General features: G+C 72.1%; 20 protein-coding genes. 9 read left to right on the top strand and 11 right to left on the bottom strand.

Annotated elements, in window-relative coordinates:
* Positions 1-55: 55 nt before the first annotated feature.
* Complete coding sequence (gene groES, locus OG598_RS30970) at positions 56-370, bottom strand: co-chaperone GroES (RefSeq protein ID WP_030330046.1); 315 nt, start codon at positions 368-370, stop codon at positions 56-58.
* A 259-nt stretch (positions 371-629) separates the two neighbouring features.
* Between groES and OG598_RS30965 the strand changes: the two genes are divergently transcribed.
* The 8 genes from OG598_RS30965 (at position 630) to OG598_RS30930 (ending at position 8,162) form a co-directional block, all read left to right on the top strand.
* Entirely contained in the window at positions 630-1,826 is a 1,197-nt protein-coding gene (locus OG598_RS30965; protein ID WP_328652153.1) for a THUMP-like domain-containing protein, read from the top strand.
* A 10-nt stretch (positions 1,827-1,836) separates the two neighbouring features.
* Positions 1,837-2,316: a Cys-tRNA(Pro) deacylase gene (gene ybaK / locus OG598_RS30960; protein ID WP_328652152.1), complete on the top strand. Its 480-nt coding sequence runs from the start codon at positions 1,837-1,839 to the stop codon at positions 2,314-2,316.
* A gap of 178 nt (positions 2,317-2,494) precedes the next feature.
* The gene (locus OG598_RS30955) at positions 2,495-3,583 is read left to right on the top strand and encodes a sugar ABC transporter substrate-binding protein (protein ID WP_091402277.1); all 1,089 of its coding nucleotides are present in this window, start codon (positions 2,495-2,497) and stop codon (positions 3,581-3,583) included.
* Positions 3,584-3,698: 115 nt separating this feature from the next.
* Positions 3,699-4,517, top strand: a complete 819-nt coding sequence (locus tag OG598_RS30950) for an ATP-binding cassette domain-containing protein (protein WP_088950175.1) — start codon at positions 3,699-3,701, stop codon at positions 4,515-4,517.
* Entirely contained in the window at positions 4,514-5,776 is a 1,263-nt protein-coding gene (locus OG598_RS30945; protein ID WP_112726143.1) for a sugar ABC transporter permease, read from the top strand. The genes OG598_RS30950 and OG598_RS30945 overlap by 4 nt, the downstream gene beginning before the upstream one ends.
* Before the next feature lie 22 nt (positions 5,777-5,798).
* Entirely contained in the window at positions 5,799-6,980 is a 1,182-nt protein-coding gene (locus OG598_RS30940; protein WP_328652151.1) for an ROK family protein, read from the top strand.
* A 19-nt stretch (positions 6,981-6,999) separates the two neighbouring features.
* Complete coding sequence (locus OG598_RS30935) at positions 7,000-7,296, top strand: DUF1707 SHOCT-like domain-containing protein (RefSeq protein ID WP_328652150.1); 297 nt, start codon at positions 7,000-7,002, stop codon at positions 7,294-7,296.
* A gap of 125 nt (positions 7,297-7,421) precedes the next feature.
* Entirely contained in the window at positions 7,422-8,162 is a 741-nt protein-coding gene (locus OG598_RS30930; protein WP_328652149.1) for a DUF4142 domain-containing protein, read from the top strand.
* 33 nt (positions 8,163-8,195) lie between these two features.
* On the opposite strand, the gene OG598_RS30925 is transcribed toward OG598_RS30930, so the two are convergent.
* The 4 genes from OG598_RS30925 to tsaB are packed head-to-tail and all read right to left on the bottom strand — an operon-like array spanning position 8,196 to position 10,660.
* Entirely contained in the window at positions 8,196-8,450 is a 255-nt protein-coding gene (locus OG598_RS30925) for a hypothetical protein (protein ID WP_124821702.1), read from the bottom strand.
* Positions 8,451-8,464: 14 nt separating this feature from the next.
* Positions 8,465-9,511, bottom strand: a complete 1,047-nt coding sequence (tsaD, locus tag OG598_RS30920; protein ID WP_196919765.1) for a tRNA (adenosine(37)-N6)-threonylcarbamoyltransferase complex transferase subunit TsaD — start codon at positions 9,509-9,511, stop codon at positions 8,465-8,467.
* Positions 9,504-9,986 carry a ribosomal protein S18-alanine N-acetyltransferase gene (rimI, locus tag OG598_RS30915; protein WP_328652148.1) on the bottom strand — a complete coding sequence of 161 codons (483 nt, stop codon included), beginning with the start codon at positions 9,984-9,986 and terminating at the stop codon, positions 9,504-9,506. The genes tsaD and rimI overlap by 8 nt, the downstream gene beginning before the upstream one ends.
* Entirely contained in the window at positions 9,983-10,660 is a 678-nt protein-coding gene (gene tsaB, locus OG598_RS30910) for a tRNA (adenosine(37)-N6)-threonylcarbamoyltransferase complex dimerization subunit type 1 TsaB (protein WP_238679451.1), read from the bottom strand. Before tsaB ends, rimI begins: the two co-directional genes overlap by 4 nt.
* Before the next feature lie 395 nt (positions 10,661-11,055).
* Here tsaB and OG598_RS30905 point away from each other — a divergent pair, with 395 nt between their 5' ends.
* A complete protein-coding gene (locus OG598_RS30905) occupies positions 11,056-11,760 on the top strand; it encodes a helix-turn-helix domain-containing protein (RefSeq protein WP_328652147.1) in 705 nt (234 codons plus the stop codon).
* Positions 11,761-11,803: 43 nt separating this feature from the next.
* On the opposite strand, the gene ung is transcribed toward OG598_RS30905, so the two are convergent.
* From ung to OG598_RS30875, 6 genes are all read right to left on the bottom strand, one after another.
* Entirely contained in the window at positions 11,804-12,505 is a 702-nt protein-coding gene (gene ung, locus OG598_RS30900) for a uracil-DNA glycosylase (RefSeq protein ID WP_328652146.1), read from the bottom strand.
* 65 nt (positions 12,506-12,570) lie between these two features.
* Positions 12,571-13,053, bottom strand: coding sequence for a tRNA (adenosine(37)-N6)-threonylcarbamoyltransferase complex ATPase subunit type 1 TsaE (tsaE, locus tag OG598_RS30895; protein WP_328652145.1), 483 nt, complete (start codon positions 13,051-13,053; stop codon positions 12,571-12,573).
* Positions 13,050-14,153, bottom strand: coding sequence for an alpha/beta fold hydrolase (locus OG598_RS30890; protein ID WP_328652144.1), 1,104 nt, complete (start codon positions 14,151-14,153; stop codon positions 13,050-13,052). The genes tsaE and OG598_RS30890 overlap by 4 nt, the downstream gene beginning before the upstream one ends.
* Positions 14,150-15,268, bottom strand: a complete 1,119-nt coding sequence (alr, locus tag OG598_RS30885; protein ID WP_328652143.1) for an alanine racemase — start codon at positions 15,266-15,268, stop codon at positions 14,150-14,152. The genes OG598_RS30890 and alr overlap by 4 nt, the downstream gene beginning before the upstream one ends.
* A 90-nt stretch (positions 15,269-15,358) precedes the next feature.
* Complete coding sequence (locus tag OG598_RS30880; RefSeq protein ID WP_328652142.1) at positions 15,359-16,828, bottom strand: NAD(P)H-hydrate dehydratase; 1,470 nt, start codon at positions 16,826-16,828, stop codon at positions 15,359-15,361.
* Positions 16,829-16,883: 55 nt separating this feature from the next.
* Positions 16,884-17,252, bottom strand: a complete 369-nt coding sequence (locus OG598_RS30875; protein WP_328652141.1) for a holo-ACP synthase — start codon at positions 17,250-17,252, stop codon at positions 16,884-16,886.
* Positions 17,253-17,315 lie beyond the last annotated feature (63 nt).

The following is a 17,315-nucleotide window of genomic DNA, read 5'->3' as shown; positions in this document are numbered from 1 at the left end:
GCGCCATTGCCCCGGCCCGGCGAGCCGGACCGGGGCAGTGGCACTGATCGGTTGCTTACTTCTCGATGACCGCGAGGACGTCGCGGGCGGAGAGCACCAGGTACTCCTCGCCGGCGTACTTGACCTCGGTGCCGCCGTACTTCGAGTAGAGGACGGTGTCGCCGACCTGCACGTCAACCGGAACCCGGTTGCCGTTGTCGTCGACGCGCCCCGGGCCCACAGCGAGGACGGTGCCCTCCTGCGGCTTCTCCTTGGCGGTGTCGGGGATCACGATGCCCGACGCCGTGGTGGTCTCAGCCTCGTTCGCCTGGACCACGATGCGGTCCTCGAGCGGCTTGATCGCAACCTTGGTCGCGGTAGTCACGGGCATACCCTCCTGGGGTACTGGTTTCGTTGCTGGCCAGCGGGGCTGACCAGCGTCAATCTGCCTCATGCCACCGGGCGGTGCCGTCGTCGCGGGTGCCGGTCCGCCTGGCGTGCGCACCCGGGTCGCGAGACCCGGAAGCTGGCACCCTCAGGGTGAGAGTGCTAATCGCAGGTTATTCCGTGGCTAGCACTCCGTCAAGGAGAGTGCCAGCGCGTCGCGCCCCGCCAGCCAGGATTTCCGGGTCGGCCGGGACAATGGCCGGGTGGATCTCGATCAGCTGGCGGCGCTGCGTACCCCTGAGGGGTCGGCCGCGCTCACGGCGGCGGCCGACCTGGCCGGCGGTGATCCACTGGTCGCGGCGTCGGCGCTGCGCGCGACCGGGGTGCCGCCGACGTTGGCCGCGGCGGCCCTCACCCAGGCCGAGCTGCGCCACCGGGCGGTGGGCAAGTTCGGCCCGGCCGCCGCTGGGATGTTCCTCACCCGTCCCGGCCTGGAGCAGGCCACCCGCCGGGTGGTCGCGGACCGCCGGGCCGCCCGGTTGTCCGCGGCCGGCGTGCGCACCCTGGCCGACCTCGGGTGCGGGCTCGGGGCGGACGCGCTGGCCGCCGCCAGCGCCGGCATCCGGGTGTACGGGGTGGAAGCCGACCCGGTGACCGCGGCGATGGCCGCCGCCAACGCCGAGGCGGCCGGGCTGGCCGAGCTGTTCACTGTCGAGTGCGGCGACGCGACCGGGTTCGACGTGTCACGGGTCGACGGGGTCTTCTGCGACCCGGCCCGCCGCACCACCGGCACCGGGCGGCGGATCTTCGACCCGCGCGCCTACTCGCCGCCGTGGGACTTCGTCACCGGGCTGGCCGAGCGGGTGCCGCGCACAGTGGTGAAGGTGGCGCCGGGCCTGGACCACGCGCTCATTCCGGCCGGCGCCGAGGCCGAGTGGGTCGGCGTGGACGGCGACCTGGTCGAGGCAGCGCTCTGGTGCGGCGAGCTGGCGGAGGTGCCCCGCCGCGCCACTCTCTACCGCCAGCGCGGCGCCGAGGCTCACCGCCACCAGCTCACCGGCTCGGGTGCCGACGAGGCGCCGGTCGGGCCGCCGCGTCGCTACCTGTACGACCCGGACCCGGCGGTGGTGCGCGCGCACCTCGTGGCCGAGCTGGCCACCGAACTGGACGCCACCCTGGGCGATCCGAGCATCGCCTACCTGTACGCCGACCAGCCGATCCGCACCCCGTACGCGCGCTGCCTGGAGATCACCGACGTGCTGCCGTTCTCGCTCAAGCGCCTGCGGGCGCTGCTGCGCGACCGCGGGGTGGGCCGGGTGGAGATCCTCAAGCGGGGTTCGGCGCTCACACCGGAGCAGCTCCGGCGGGACCTGCGGCTGGCCGGGAACGCGGCGGCGAGTCTGGTGCTCACCCGGGTCGACGGCGCACCGACGGTGCTGATCGGTAGGCCTGTCGACTAGCGTCGCCGGTGTGGCGGGACAGGGAACGCCGGCAACGGCACTGTTGGTCAAGCGCGGCATGGCGCATCGCACTCATCCGTACCGGGTGTCGCCGGACGCCCCGAACTACGGCGGGTTGGTGGCGGTGGCGCTCGGCGTGGCACCGGAGCGGGTGTTCAAGTCGCTGGTGACCGAGGTCGACGGTGCGCTCACAGTGGCGGTCGTTCCGGTCACCGGCGAGCTGGATCTCAAGGCGCTCGCGGCTGCGGTCGGCGGCAAGCGGGCGGCGTTGGCCGACCGGGCGGTCGCCGAGCGGGCCACCGGTTACGTACGCGGTGGGATCAGCCCGCTCGGGCAGCGTCGACGGTTGCCCACGGTGCTGGACGAATCCGCGCTGGATCTCCCGACGATCTACGTCTCGGCTGGTCGGCGTGGTCTGCAACTTGAACTGGCCGCTGCGGATCTGGTGGCGCTGACCGACGCCCGCACCGCGCCGTTGCAGACCCACTGACGACAGTCGTTACGTCGAGTTCCCCGTGGGATACCCAGGGAGTAACAGTCGCGTTGCTGAATTGTTATCGCTCCCAACAAACTATGCACCTGCGCGGTCTTGTGGAGCCGGTGTGACGCGAAATACGTTGCCGGACACAACAAAACAACACCTCCCCCACCCCGAAAGGACCCTGCACATGCGTAAGGGGATCCTCACCATCGCCGCCGTGGGCCTGCTGACGACCGGCGGGTTGACCGCCTGTAGCGACGACTCCGGCAACGGCTCGGCCGACTCCAAAAAGACTCCCAAGATCGGCGTGATCCTTCCGGATAGCAAGTCCTCCCCCCGCTGGGAGACGGCGGACCGTCGCTTCCTGGAGGAGGCGTTCAAGGCTGCCGGCGTCCAGTACGACATCCAGAACGCCCAGAACGACAAGAGCGCCTTCCAGACCATCGCCGACCAGATGATCACCAGCGGCGTCACCGCCCTGATGATCGTCAACCTGGACTCCGGCACCGGCAAGGCCGTGCTCGACAAGGCCAAGTCGCAGGGCGTCGCCACCATCGACTACGACCGGCTCACCCTCGGCGGCTCCGCCCAGTACTACGTCAGCTTCGACAACGAGACCGTCGGCAAGCTCCAGGGCGAGGGTCTGGCCAAGTGCCTGACCGAGAAGGGCGCCAAGAACCCCGTCGTGGCGTACCTGAACGGCTCCCCCACCGACAACAACGCCACCCTGTTCAAGGCCGGCTACGACTCGGTGCTCAAGCCGAAGTTCGACTCCAAGGAATACACCAAGGGCCCGGACGACGCCGTGCCGGGCTGGGACGGCCCCACCGCCGCGACCATCTTCGAGCAGCAGCTCACCGCGACCAAGGGCAAGATCGACGGCGTGCTGGCCGCCAACGACACTCTCGGCAACGCCGCCATCTCGATCCTGAAGAAGAACAAGCTCAACGGCAAGGTGCCGGTGACCGGCCAGGACGCCAGCGTGGAGGGCCTGCAGAACATCCTCGCCGGTGACCAGTGCGTGACCGTCTACAAGGCGGTCCGGGAAGAGGCCAAGGCCGCGGCGGACCTGGCCATCGCGCTGGCCAAGGGCGAGAAGAAGGACACCGGCCAGACGGTGAAGGACGGCGACCGCGACGTCCCCTCGGTGCTGCTCACCCCGAAGGCCATCTACAAGGACAACGTCAAGGACGTCATCGCCGACGGCTACGCGACCAAGGAGCAGGTCTGCACCGGGGCCTACGCCAAGTTCTGCGCCGAAGCCGGCATCAGCTGACCGACGCCGCAGTACCCGCCGGAACGACCATCGCCGCCCGGCACGGGAGCACCCTCCCCGTGCCGGGCGGCGCCCGCCGGACGGGCCCCGACCCTCCCTTGAGAAGGAGACCCCCGTGTCCGCGACCCCCTTGCTGGAACTCCGCGGGATCGACAAGAGCTTCGGTCCTGTCCAGGTGCTCCGCGACGTCGCCCTGACCGTCCACCCGGGCGAAGTGACCGCACTGGTCGGCGACAACGGCGCCGGCAAGTCGACCCTGGTGAAGTGCATCAGCGGCATCCACCCCACCGACGCTGGCGAGTTCCTGTTCAACGGTGAACCGGTGCACATCGGCAGCCCCCGCGACGCCGCCACGCTCGGCATCGAGGTCGTCTACCAGGACCTCGCGCTCTGCGACAACCTGGACATCGTGCAGAACATGTTCCTCGGCCGGGAGAGGCGCAGCGGCATCGTCCTCGACGAGCCGACAATGGAACAGCTCGCCGCCGAAACCCTGGCGGGGCTCTCCATCCGCACCGTCACCTCGCTGCGTCAGCACGTGTCCAGCCTCTCCGGTGGCCAGCGCCAGACCGTGGCCATCGCCAAGGCGGTGCTGTGGAACAGCAAGCTGGTCATCCTGGACGAGCCGACTGCGGCACTCGGCGTGGCACAGACCGCCCAAGTGCTCGAACTGGTTCGCCGCCTCGCCGACAACGGCCTGGCCGTGGTGCTCATCTCGCACAACATGAACGACGTCTTCGCCGTCTCCGACCGGATCGCCGCGCTGTACCTCGGACAGATGGTCGCCCAGGTGAAGACCACCGACATCACCCACGCCCAGGTGGTCGAGCTGATCACCGCCGGGCGCTCGGGCGGGCTTGGCCTCGCCACCGACCCGGGCAGCAACGGCGACGGCCCGCAGGCGGCCGACTCGATCTCAGGAGGCGTCCGATGACCACCACCGCCGTGCGGAAGGACGGCCCCGCCGCCGTCACACCGACGCCGACCGTCGGAGGCCACTTCCGCAACTACCTCAGTCGGGTACGCGGTGGCGATGTCGGCGCACTACCGGCCGTACTCGGCCTGATCGTGCTCTGCACCGTCTTCGCGATCATGCGGCCGTCGTCGTTCCTGTCGGCCGGCAACTTCGCCAACCTCTTCACCCAGGGTGCGGCGGTCACGCTGATCGCGATGGGCCTGGTCTTCGTGCTGCTGCTCGGCGAGATCGACCTGTCCGCCGGCTTCGCCAGCGGCGTCTGCGCGGCGGTGCTGGCCAATGTCGTCACAGTGCTCGGCTACCCCTGGTGGGTCGCCGTGCTCGCCGCTGTCGCCACCGGCGTGGTCATCGGCACCACGCTCGGCATGCTCGTCGCGAAGATCGGCATTCCGTCCTTCGTGGTCACCCTCGCCGGCTTCCTCGCCTTCCAGGGCGTCGTGCTGCTGCTCGTCAAGGATGGCACCAACATCTCCGTCCGCGACGACGTGCTGGTCGCCATCGCCAACCGCAACCTCGGCCCCACGTTGGGCTGGGCGCTGACCGCCCTCGCCGTCGTCGGCTACGCGGCGGTGCAACTGCTGCGCCACCGCAACCGGGCGGCCCGCGGTCTGATCACCGACCCGCTCGCGGTGGTGGCGCTACGGATCGGCGGGCTCGCCGTCATCCTCGGCACCGCTGTGTACGTGCTCAACCTGGAGCGCAGCCGCAACGTCCTCATCGTCTCGCTCAAGGGTGTGCCGATCGTGGTGCCGATCATCGCGGTGCTGCTTGTCGTCTGGACGTTCGTACTACAGCGCACCAGCTACGGCCGGCACATCTACGCCGTGGGCGGCAACCGGGAAGCGGCCCGCCGGGCCGGCATCGGAGTCGACCGGATCCGGATCTCCGTCTTCGTGATCTGCTCGTCGATGGCCGCCATCGGTGGCATCGTGGCCGCCAGCCGGGCCAACTCGGTCGACCCGAACACCGGGGGCAGTAACGTACTGCTCTACGCGGTCGGCGCAGCGGTGATCGGCGGCACCAGCCTCTTCGGTGGCAAGGGCCGCGTCCTCGACGCCGTCCTCGGCGGCGCGGTGGTCGCGGTCATCGAGAACGGAATGGGCCTGATGGGGTACACCGCGGGAGTCAAGTACGTGGTCACGGGCGTCGTACTGCTGCTCGCCGCGAGCGTCGACGCGCTCTCCCGCCGCCGCGCGGCAGCCACCGGCACCCGCTGACCGCGCGGGAGGTAGCACCAGCATGCGGCCAGGACCGAGCCAGGATGACGTCCGACGGCAGAACCTCGGGGCCCTGCTGCGACACGTGCACGTCCACGGGGCGACCACGCGTGCCGAACTGACCACCACGCTGGGCCTCAACCGCAGCACCATCGGCGCGCTCACCGCCGACCTGTCCGCGGTGGGGCTGGTCAGCGAAGGGGCACCGAAGGAAACCGGCCGAGCCGGACGACCGTCACTGGTCGTCCGGCCCGAGTCGGCCCGGGTCTACGCGTACGCGTACTCAGTGGAGGTGGACCGGCTGCGCGCCGCCCGGATCGGGCTGGGTGGCGCGGTCCTGGACCGCCGGGATCTGGACCGGCCGCGCGGGCTGCTGGCCGCGGAGGCCGCGCCACTACTGGCCGGCGCGGTCAAGGAGATGCAGCAACTGGCGCCGGCGGACGCGATCTGCGTCGGTGCCGGCGTCGCCGTCTGCGGCATGGTCCGCCGGGACGACGGCCTGGTCCGACTCGGCCCCACCACCGGCTGGGTGGACGAGCCGATCGGCGCGGCCCTCGCCGACGAGTTGGGCATCGACGTACCGGTCACAGTGGGCAACGTGGCCGACGTCGCCGCGTTCGCCGAGCACGCGAGAGGTGTGGCGGCGGGCTGCGACAACGTCCTCTACCTGTACGGCGACGTGGGCGTGGGTGCCGGCATCATCGCCGGTGGGCGCCGACTGACCGGGCACGGTGGGTACGGCGGCGAGGTCGGCCACATGAAGGTGGTCCGCGACGGCAGGCCCTGTGAGTGCGGCTCCCGGGGCTGTTGGGAGACCGAGATCGGCGAGCACGGTCTGCTGCGCGCCGCCGGACGCTCCGACGCCCGGGGCCGCGACGCGCTGCTGGCCGTCTTCGACGCCGCCGACCGGGGTGACGCCCGCGCCCAGACGGCGGTCCGCCAGGCCGGCGACTGGCTCGGCTTCGGGGTGGCCAACCTGGTGAACATCTTCAACCCCGAGATGGTCATCTTCGGCGGCACGATGCGCGACCTCTACCTCGCTGCGGCGGCCCAGATCCGCAGCCGACTCAACTCCAACGCGCTCGGCGCCTGCCTGGAGCACGTCCGGCTGCGTACGCCGAAACTGGGTGCGGACGCGCCCCTGATCGGTGCCGCCGAGTTGGCCTTCGAACGGCTCCTCGCCGACCCCCTCGACGTGGGCTGATCCGCGTACGCTGTCCGGCGTGGATGTCGAGCTGCGCGCCTCCGACGACGACCGCAACCGGGTGGTCGCCGCGCTGCACCAGCACACCGCGGCGGGCCGGCTGACGCTTGACGAGTTCTCCGATCGCGCCGGTGCGGTGTGGACGGCGCGCACCCTCGGTGACCTGGCCGCGCTGACCCGCGATCTACCGGCCCTGCCCACCTCGGTCGTCGACGCCGGCCCGGTCGGGCGCGGGCGTCAGGAGTTGCTGATGGTCTTCGCCGCCGCGGCGATCACCCTGCTGCTGCTCGGCGGCCTGCTCGCCGTCACCCGCTGATCCCTGTCGCTCCGCGATGAACTGATCGCGCGATCAGTCCGTACCAGTGGGCGGACGGGCAACCGGCAGGGTACGGCTGCCCGGTCCAGACGCGTTCCGGTCCGGACCGAGGAGGCACCACAGACATGGCATCGCTCAGATCCGCCCATCGCCGACTGGGCAACCGGACCCACCGAGCGGCGATGCTGCTCATCGCGGTCATCGCGGGGGTCGGTGTCCTGCCCGGCGTGGCCGTCGCCGCGCCCGCCGGTGGTCAGCAGCTCAACGCCGCCGACATGACACTGCTCAACGGGGTGCGGCTGGCCGGGCTGTGGGAGATGCCAGCCGGTCAGATGGCCGCCGAGAAGGGACAGTCGGCGAAGGTCCGGGAGATCGGCGCCGGCATCGCCGGTGAGCACCAGAAGCTCGACCAGCTCGTGGTCGACGCGGCCAACAAGCTGGGCGCGACGATCCCCAGCGAGCCGACCGCCGAGCAGAAGGGCTGGCTGGCCGAGATGCAGAAGGCGTCCGGCGCCCGGTTCGACCAGATCTTCGTCACCCGGCTCCGGGTCGCCCACGGCAAGATCTTCCCGGTGATCGGCGCGGTCCGGGCCAGCACCCGGGACGCCACCGTCCGCAAGCTCTGCGAGGACGCCAACACGTTCGTCCAGCACCACATGCAGATGCTGGAGAGCACCGGCCTGGTCCGTTGGCCGGAGCTGCCGCCGGCCGCGCTGCCCGCCCCGGGTGAGGACGGGCTCCTGGCCGCCGCCTCCGCCAACTCCGGCCCCCAGGTCGGAGTCAGCAGCACCGTTGTCTGGCTGGTCTTCCTCGCCGCGCTGGGCACAGGCGGAATCGCCACCTACCGAATGTTGCGCCGCAGCTGACCAGTCAGCCAGCGGCCTGGATGGTGGCTCGCGTCAGCGGTCTACCTGGGTGAAGTCCCAGGAGTGCGGGGCGCGGGCCACCAGCATGGCTGGCGGGTCCGGCAGCGGTCGGGGGTTGCTGCGCCACTTGGAGATCACCACCACGCGGTGGTCGGTGGAGGAGAAGACCTCGCTGGAGACGTGGAGCGGGTCGTGCTCCAACTCGGGCAGGGCGGTGTCGCACACCCAGGTGATCAGGTCGGCGACTCCGTACGCCTCGGCGCGCGCCTCCCACATCCGCACGATCATGTCCGCCGCTCCCGTCACACGCTGACCGTTGTCAACGGCAGTGCCGAATCGGCTGGCAGGTCCAGTCGGCTGGGAGCGACCCCGGCGGCGACGAGGTGCGAACCGAGCGCGGCCACCATCGCGCCGTTGTCGGTGCACAGCTTCGGCCGGGGTACCCGGACCTGGATGCCGTACTTCTCGGCTCGCTGCTCGGCCATCGCCCGCAGCCGCGAGTTCGCCGCCACTCCCCCGCCGATGACCAGGGTCTCGATGCCCTGCGCCCGGCAGGCGGCGAGCGCCTTGCTGGTCAGGACGTCACAGACCGCCTCCTGGAAGGACGCGGCCACGTCGGCCACCGGAACCGGCTCACCGGCACGCTGACGGGCCTCGACCCACCGGGCCACCGCCGTCTTCAGGCCCGAGAACGAGAAGTCGTACCGGTGGGCGGCGAGGTCCTTCGCGGCGGTCAGACCGCGGGGGAAGGCGATCGAGGCGGCATCGCCGGCCCGGGCCTCCCGGTCGATGGGCGGACCGCCCGGGAACGGCAGACCGAGCAGCCGGGCGACCTTGTCGAACGCTTCCCCGGCCGCGTCGTCGATGGTGGCGCCCAGCGGGGTGACACCCCGGGCCAGGTCGTCCACGAGCAGGAGGGACGAGTGGCCGCCGGACACCAGGAGCGCGATGGCGGGTTCGGGCAGTGGGCCGTGCTCAAGGGTGTCCACAGCGACGTGGGCGGCGAGGTGGTTGACGCCGTAGATGGGTTTCTCGGCGGCGACCGCGTACCCCTTGGCGGCAGCGACGCCGACCAGCAACGCACCGGCGAGCCCTGGCCCGGAGGTGACAGCGATCGCGTCGATGTCGGCCAGCGTGACGCCGGCCTCGGTCAAAGCCCGGTCCATGGTCGGCACGATGGCCTCCAGGTGTGCCCGGCTGGCCACCTCCGGCACCACACCCCCGAACCGGGCGTGTTCCTCGACGCTGGAGGCGAGCGCGTCGGCCAGCAGGGTGTGCCCCCGCACGATGCCGACACCGGTCTCGTCGCAGGAGGTCTCGATACCCAGGATCAGTGGTTCGTCAGCCATGGTCGTGTGGTCCGTCCCCGGTCGGCTCGGCGTCGCGCCGCATGACCAGCGCGTCGGTGTTGCTCGGTTGGTAGTAGCCGCGCCGCACCCCGATCGGCTCGAAACCGTACGTCGCGTAGAGCCGCTGAGCTGCGGCGTTGTCCACGGCGACCTCCAGCAGGGTGCTGCGGGCGTCGCGCCGGGCCGCCTCGGCGAGCAACTCCTCCAGCAGGGCGCGGCCCACGCCGCGCCGCTGGGCGTCCCGGCGGACGGCGATGTTCTGTACCCACACCTCGTCCGGCGGAACGCCGGCGAGCCCGGCGTAGCCGAGCATCGACCCGTCCGCGTCGACGGCGACCCGGTAGTGGTGCCCGTTGGCGAGCTCGCTCCAGAACATGGCGGGCGACCACTTCTCAGCGCCGAAGAGGTCCGCCTCGATCGGCAGCACGTCGTCGATGTGCCACCAGCGGAACGGTTCGAGCCGTACCGCCGTCATGGCAGGACCGGTTTGCGGCCGGTCGCCGCCACCGCGTCGGGGCGGCGCAGGTAGAGCGGGGTGAGCCGCTCACTGGGCGCCCCCGCCCGGATCCGTTCGGCGGCGAGCAACGCCAGCACTGTCGCGTCCGGGTAACGCGGCTCGACCCGAACGGGCAGGTCCAGGACCTCGGCGTACCGGTGTGCCCCGTCACCGACCGCGATCGTCGCGCCCAGTTCGCGGGCGCGCGCGGCGGCGACCGCCGGCGCGGACACCTCGGGCCCGACGATCCGCTGGCCGGCACCGTCGTAGACGGCCCAGTAGAGCTCCTTGCGCCGGGCGTCGCTGGCGGCCAGGACCGGCGCGCCGGACGCCGCCGGGTAACCGATGGCGTCCAGCGAACAGACGCCGTACGTGGGGATGCCGAGCACCTGACCCATCGTCGCGGCGGTGACCAGGCCGACCCGTAGCCCGGTGAACGGACCCGGGCCGAGCCCGGCGACGATGGCGGCCAGGTCACGCGGGCGCGCGTCAGCGTCGGCGAGGACCGCGTCCACCTGGGGCGCGAGCAGCTCACCGTGCGCGCGGGCGTCGACCGTGCACCGGTGCGCACGCGACGCCACGCCGTCTGCCGAGACCTCCACCAGCGCCGCGGTGACCGCGGGGGTCGAGCTGTCCACCACGAGTACGAGCACGGTAAGCCAGCCTAGCCGCCTCGCCGCAGCCCTCAGTCACGCCCCGCCCCGCCACCGCCCTCGGTCACGCCCCGCCACCGCCCTCGGTCACGCCCCGCCACCGCCCCCGGTCACGCCCCGCCACCGCCCCCGGGAACGCCTCACCCACCCCCTCACTCCACCGCCTGACCCCGCCCTGGCCGGGCCGGGCCGGGCGGCGAACCGGCGGAGAGCGGTGGCGCCACGTCCTCCAATGAGCGTGATGTCTGTGAGTCATCGTGATGACTCACAGACATCACGCTCATTGAAATAAGGCCCGCCATGCGCCGGGCGATTCTCGGGGGCGGATCGACGGCAAGTCGCCGATCTGCCGCAACGGGATCGCGCACGTCTCGCCCTTGGTCCACCATGCCCGGATGTCCTCCAGTCGCCTTGTCACCCTTCTCGGCGCTGCCGTACGGCAGCAACGACATCTGCGCGACCTGAGTCAGCGTCAGTTGGCCGCGCTGGCCGAGGTCGACCAGGCAGCGGTGGCCCGCTTCGAACGCGGTGAGCGAGCGCCTACGATCGCCGTGCTGGAGCGGTTGCTTGCAGCGATGGATGTGCAGTTGGTCATCGGGGTCGAGCCGTTGGACGCGCACCTCGACGCCCGGATCGACGGCTTGGCCGCCCAGCCGATCGCCGAGCGGATCGACGGGCTGGGGTTGGATCGACTGCTGGATCGGCTCACCGACTTCCCACAGGTGATCACCGGGTGCGCCGCGGCGCTGCTACAGGGTGCACCGGTGCCGGCCGACACGCTGGAGATCGCCCTGCGCTGGCAGGACTCCAAGCTGTTCACCCGCTGGCTGGAGACGAACTACGGCCAGCGGTGGAACGCCCGCTGGGGTGAGTTCGGCGGGGTGTGGTTGGAGCCCGAAGAGCCGGGCGAACACCTGTGGTCGACCCGGTACGGGGAGATCAGGGCCACCATGTGCGACGAGCTGCCCGAGACCATCGAGGTGCGCCACGGCGGGCGGAGTTACCAGGTGGTGCCGCTTGTCGAGCTGGAACTGAGCGAGCCACGCGCCGCCGAGTTGCTGCGCCGCTACCGGGACCGGCAGCTGGCCAGCGCCGGCTGAGCCAGCGCCGGTCCACACCAGCAGCAGGACGTCGACGAGCGGCTCAGCCGGCGGTGCGCTCCCAATCGATCGTGGGCAGGCCGGCGTCGGCGAGTGCCTTGTTGGCGGCGCTGAACGGGCGGCTGCCGAGGAAGCCGCGCGGGTTCATCGGGCTGGGGTGACCCGCCTCCAACACCACGTGCTGCGGATTGGTGACCAGCGCGGCCTTCTTACGGGCGTAGCCACCCCAGAGCAGGAAGACCACCCGGTCCGGTGCCGCGTCCAGTGCCCGGATGGTCGCATCGGTGAACTCTTCCCAGCCGGCGTTGGCGTGCGAGCCCGGGGTGGCCTGCCGGACGGTCAGCACCGCGTTGACCAGCAGCACCCCCTGTGCGGCCCACCCGTCGAGATTGCCGCTGCGCGGCTTGGGGACGCCCACGTCCTCGCCCAGCTCCTTGAAGACGTTGCGCAACGACGGCGGCACCGTCACACCGTCGCGGACGCTGAAGCTCAACCCGTGTGCCTGCCCGGCCCGGTGGTAGGGATCCTGCCCGAGGATGAGCACCCGAGTGCCCTGCGGTGGGCAGAGCCGGTATGCCGAGAACAGATCCTCCAGCGGCGGGAAGACCGTCTGCGTCGCGTACTCCCGGGCGACGAACTCGCCCAGCGCGGCGGTGCGTGCCGGGTCGAGGTGCGGGGTGAGCACTGTGCGCCACTGCTCCGGCAGCAGGGCCAGCAGATCCAGGGCGGGAGCGTCGTCGGGCATCGGGAACCTCTCACAGCGCGGGTCGGACCCCCGCACTCTAGGCATCGGGTACGACAGCCGCCGACCTAGCCCAGGTCGGCGAGCCGGCGGGCCCAGTCACCGCCGATCGGGTCCAGCTCGACGACGCGGGTGTCGTCGTCGCGGCGGTCGATGCGAACCCGCAGGTGCGCGTCCACCAACTGCTCCACCAGGCCGTCACCCCACTCCACCACCGTCACCGAGTCGTCCACCGACGCGTCGAGGTCCAGATCGTCGATCTCGGCGCGCGGGTCGGTGGCGTCACCCAACCGGTACGCGTCGGCGTGCACCAGCGCCACCCGGCCGCCCCGGGCCGGGTCGGGTCGGTGCACCCGGGCGATCACGAAGGTCGGCGAGGTGATGTCCCCGAGGACACCGAGCCCGGCGCCGACGCCCTGGGTGAGTGCTGTCTTGCCGGCGCCCAACGGGCCGGTCAACAGCACCAGGTCGCCGGCGCGCAGCAGCCCGGCGAGCCGTCGGCCGAAGTCCCGGGTGTCCTCGACGGTCGGCAGCTTGACGACGTGACTCACCGTTCCTCCACGCTCTGCAATGACTCCAGGAACCGCGCCAGGGCGGCGTTGACCTCGTCCGCGTGCTCCAACATCACCACGTGACCGCTGTCCTTGATCTTCACGAACTCGGCGTGCGGCAACCGGCGGACGATCTCCTCGGAGTGGGTCACCGGCGTGATCATGTCCTTGTCGCCGACCACCACCAGCACCGGAGTCGCCGCCAGCGCCGCCAGCGCCGGGAAGCGCGAGTGGGTGGCCAGGGTCCGCAGGTAGCGGGTCACCGTGTCGGCCGATGTCCGGGAGTTCATCATCTCCACGTAGGACACCAGCGACGGGCTGGGCTTGCGGGTACCGAAGCCGTACTTGCGGGTCAGTAGCCAGGCCACGTTCGACGTCGACTTGCGGGCCTTGTCGATCACCGGCCCGCCGTACCGGGTGGCGTTGCTGACCATGTAGAGCACCGGGCCACCGACCCGGCCGAGCAGCGCGGGAGCGACCAGCTTGGTCTCCGCGACGAGCCCGCCCGACGTGGCCATCAGAACGGTGCCCACCACCCGGTCACCGAACAGCTCCGGGAAAAGCTCGGCGAACGCCATGATCGTCATGCCGCCCATCGAGTGGCCGACCAGCACCAGGGGCCCGTCCGGGGCGGTTCGGTCGATCACCTGGCGCAGCGTCCGGCCGAGCACGGCGAGGTCGTACTCCCCGGTCTCCAGCCGGCCGGACCGGCCGTGACCGGGCTGGTCGTACGCCACGATCCGATAGTCGCCGCGGGCGGCGAGCATCTGGCGCTGGAAGTGGAACGTCCCCATGTCCAGGCAGAAGCCGTGCACCAGCACCACAGTCGGTCGCCCCGGCACCGGTCGGGTCGGCTCGACCACCTCGACGTGGATGTCCGTGCCGTCCGGCAGCTCCAAACGGAACGCCTCGTCGTACCGCTGCTTGTCGAACGTCTCGTGCGCGTAGCGGTCGGCCGGGTCGGCCTTGAGCCGGCGGACCAGGGTTCGCTCGGTCGCGACGCCCGCCGCCAGACCTGCCGCGGCCACCCCCACCGCCGCGCCGACGATCCCGGCCACCCGGCCCGCGGCCGTCCGCGGACGCGGAATGCGATAACTCATGGTTTCTCGCCGTCGTAGACCCGGGGCACCCGCGTGCCGCCGAACCGGGTGACGATCTCGTAGTTGATCGTGCCGACCGCCTCGGCCCAGTCGTCAGCTGTCGGTTCGCCGTCGACGCCGCTGCCGAAGAGCGTCGCCACGTCGCCGTCGGCCACCGGGTCGTCGCCGCAGTCGAGCACGAACTGGTCCATGCAGACCCGCCCCGAGATCGTCCGGCGTACGCCGCCGAGCTGCACCGGGCCGGTGTTGGACGCGTGTCGGGGAACCCCGTCGGCGTACCCGAGCGGCACCACGGCCAGGTTCGCGTCGGCTTCCGTGGTGTAGGCGTGCCCGTAGGAGATGCCGGTGCCGGCGGGCACCCGCTTGGTGAGCATCACCCGGGCGCGGGCGGTCATCGCCGGCCGCAACCCGTACGTCTCGCCGGCCACCGGGGACAGCCCGTAGATGGCCAGGCCGGGGCGGACCAGGTCAAAGTGGGTGTCCGGGCGGGTGAGGGTGGCGGCCGAGTTGGCGAGGTGGCGCCAACGCGGTCGCAGCCCGGCCCGCTCGACCATGGCCAGCCCTTCGTGGAAGACGGCCAGTTGGCGGTCGGTGGTGGGGTGGCCGGGCGAGTCCGCGTACACGAAGTGGCTCCACACGCCGACCACCTCGACCAGGCCATCGGCCTGCGCCTTCGCGGCGGCGTCCAGCAGCGCGGGCCAGTCGGCGACTGTCGCGCCGCCACGGGACAGCCCCGTATCGATCTTGAGGTGCAGGCGGGCGGGACGCCCGGCGAGACGACTCGCCTCGATCATCTCGTCCAGTTGCGCCAGGCTGGCCGCGCCCAGGTCCACCCCGGCGGCGACCCCCTCGTGCAGCGGCAACCCGGGGGCGAGCAGCCAGGCCAGCACCGGCACCGTCACCCCGGCCCGCCGCAGGGTGAGCGCCTCGTCGAGGGTGCAGACACCGAGCCAGTCAGCGCCGGCGTCGAGCGCCGCGCGGGCGGCCGGAAGCATGCCGTGGCCGTACCCGTCGGCCTTCACCACTGCCATCAACTCGGCGGTGGTGCCGGAGCGGAGCCTGCTCACGTTCTCGCGGATGGCGTCAAGATCGACGCGTACCTCGGCCTGCCACATGTGCCCAGCCTACTTTCCGCCGTGATCACCGCGGGCGGCGACGCACGTCCCGACTCGGCGACCCGGTCATCGCACCCGGAACCACCCCGTTCAGCCCAGCCGGGCCAACACCGGACGCAGCGCGGTCGCCACGTCGGGCGCGGTCACCGGCCCACCCCGGGCCGCCTCCCGCCCGGCGAGCCCATGCAGGTACGCGGCCGAGGCGGCGGCCCGATCGGCGGGCACCCCGGCCGCCAGCAGCGAGCCGAGCAGCCCGGCCAACACGTCGCCGGTGCCGCCGGTGGCCAGCGCCGGGGTGCCGGTCGGGTTGACGTACGCCCGACCGTCCGGCGTGCCGATCACAGTGCGATCGCCCTTGAGCAGCACCACAGCGTTCATCCAGGCGGACAGCCGCAGCGCGGCGCCGACCCGGTCGGCGCCCGGCTCCTCCCCGCAGAGACGGGTGAACTCCCGGTCGTGCGGGGTGACCACGATGGGCGCGTCCCGACCCCGCAGCCGATCGGCGAGCGAGCCGTCCACCAGCAGGGTCAGGGCGTCGGCGTCGAGCACCACAGGCACCGGGGCAGCCAGTACGGCGCGCAGCTCTGCCGCCGCGTCGGCACCGGTGCCCAGCCCGGAGCCGCAGACCCAGGCCTGCACCCGGCCCGCGTCGGCGACCCGCCCGCTGGCGATCACCGAGGGGTGCTGGTGCAGCACCTCGGCGCGGGCGCTGCCGGCGTAGCGGACCAGGCCGGTCGGCCCGGCCAGGGCACCGCCCACGGAGAGCACCGCCGCACCGGGGTAGGTCGCCGAGCCGGTCGCCACCCCCACCACGCCCCGGGTGTACTTCTCCGACGCCGGGCCCAGTTGGGGCCACCAGTCGACCAGATCTGACCACTCGGTGACCCGCAGCGCCGGGGTGCCGCGCAGCCACGGCCGCAGCCCGATGTCGACCAGCTCGACCTGCCCGGCCAGCGCGGCGGCCGGCCCGACCACCAGGGCGGGCTTCAGCGCGCCGAAGGCCACCGTCACGTCGGCGCGGACGGCTGTGGGCCGGCCGGACGCGGAGAGCGGCACGTGGCCGGTGTCGACCGCGACCCCGCTGGGCACGTCGACCGCCAGCACCGTCGCCCGTTCCCCGTCGCGTCCGCGCAGCTCGCCGAGGCGCTGCACCACCTCGTCCGCGTTCGCCCGCAGCCCGCCGGTGCCACCGATGCCGACGATGCCGTCGAGGACCAGGTCGACCGGGCCGGCCGGATCCGGCACGACCCGGCCGCCGGCGGCTCGCAGCGCGGCCAGGCCGGCGGCGTGCGCCCGCCCGGGGGTGAGCAGCAGGGCGGACACCTGGACACCTCGCCGGGCCAGCCGCTCCCCCGCGTACAGCGCGTCGCCGCCGTTGTCACCGGAGCCGACCAGCAGCAGCACCCGGCCTCCGTAGACCCCGCCCCGCTCGGCGAGCAGGAGCGCGGCTCGGCGGGCCAGGCCGGCGGCGGCCCGCTGCATCAGCGTCCCCTCCGGCAGCGTGCCCATCAACCCCGCTTCGGCCGCCCGTACGTCGGCCACCCGCCACACCGCTCTCATGCCACCGTGTCCCATTCCGTTCGCGGGCGGACCTGACCGGCCCTCCCGGCCGACGTCATCGTTCCGCGACCACCATCGCCGACGCGATCCCGCCGTCGTGCGACAACGAGAGATGCCAGTGGTTGACCCCGCGTGCGTCGGCCACCGCCGCGACAGTGCCGGAGACGGCCAACCAGGGCCTGCCGTCCGGGTCGGGCACGATCTCGCAGTCGTGCCAGTTGAGCCCGGCCGGGGCGCCGAGCGCCTTGGCCACCGCCTCCTTGGCGGCGAAGCGGGCGGCGAGCGACTCGGGCGAGCGCGGGCTGCCGGAGCGGGTGTGCCGCTCGGCCTCGGTGAAGAGCCGGTCGGCGAGCAGCGGCGTCCGTGTCAGGGCCCGGGCGAACCGGTCGACCAGGACGACGTCGATGCCGACAGCGACGATCACCACACCACCCTACCGGCGGTCGAGGCCGCAGATTAGCCGTCGGGCTCGCGCTGGGCAACGCCT

The sequence above is a fragment of the Micromonospora sp. NBC_00330 genome (assembly GCF_036136635.1).
In the GTDB taxonomy this organism is placed as follows: domain Bacteria; phylum Actinomycetota; class Actinomycetes; order Mycobacteriales; family Micromonosporaceae; genus Micromonospora; species Micromonospora salmantinae.
The sequence above is the reverse complement of the archived record's forward strand: the minus strand, read 5'-3'. Positions and strand labels throughout refer to the sequence as shown.

Coding starts and splice junctions, on each gene's coding strand:
- groES (WP_030330046.1), bottom strand. CDS start 370: ATGCCCGTGACTACCGCGACCAAGGTTGCGATCAAGCCGCTCGAGGAC.
- OG598_RS30955 (WP_091402277.1), top strand. CDS start 2,495: ATGCGTAAGGGGATCCTCACCATCGCCGCCGTGGGCCTGCTGACGACC.
- OG598_RS30945 (WP_112726143.1), top strand. CDS start 4,514: ATGACCACCACCGCCGTGCGGAAGGACGGCCCCGCCGCCGTCACACCG.
- OG598_RS30940 (WP_328652151.1), top strand. CDS start 5,799: ATGCGGCCAGGACCGAGCCAGGATGACGTCCGACGGCAGAACCTCGGG.
- OG598_RS30930 (WP_328652149.1), top strand. CDS start 7,422: ATGGCATCGCTCAGATCCGCCCATCGCCGACTGGGCAACCGGACCCAC.
- OG598_RS30925 (WP_124821702.1), bottom strand. CDS start 8,450: ATGATCGTGCGGATGTGGGAGGCGCGCGCCGAGGCGTACGGAGTCGCC.
- tsaD (WP_196919765.1), bottom strand. CDS start 9,511: ATGGCTGACGAACCACTGATCCTGGGTATCGAGACCTCCTGCGACGAG.
- rimI (WP_328652148.1), bottom strand. CDS start 9,986: ATGACGGCGGTACGGCTCGAACCGTTCCGCTGGTGGCACATCGACGAC.
- OG598_RS30905 (WP_328652147.1), top strand. CDS start 11,056: ATGTCCTCCAGTCGCCTTGTCACCCTTCTCGGCGCTGCCGTACGGCAG.
- ung (WP_328652146.1), bottom strand. CDS start 12,505: ATGCCCGACGACGCTCCCGCCCTGGATCTGCTGGCCCTGCTGCCGGAG.
- OG598_RS30890 (WP_328652144.1), bottom strand. CDS start 14,153: ATGAGTTATCGCATTCCGCGTCCGCGGACGGCCGCGGGCCGGGTGGCC.
- alr (WP_328652143.1), bottom strand. CDS start 15,268: ATGTGGCAGGCCGAGGTACGCGTCGATCTTGACGCCATCCGCGAGAAC.
- OG598_RS30880 (WP_328652142.1), bottom strand. CDS start 16,828: ATGAGAGCGGTGTGGCGGGTGGCCGACGTACGGGCGGCCGAAGCGGGG.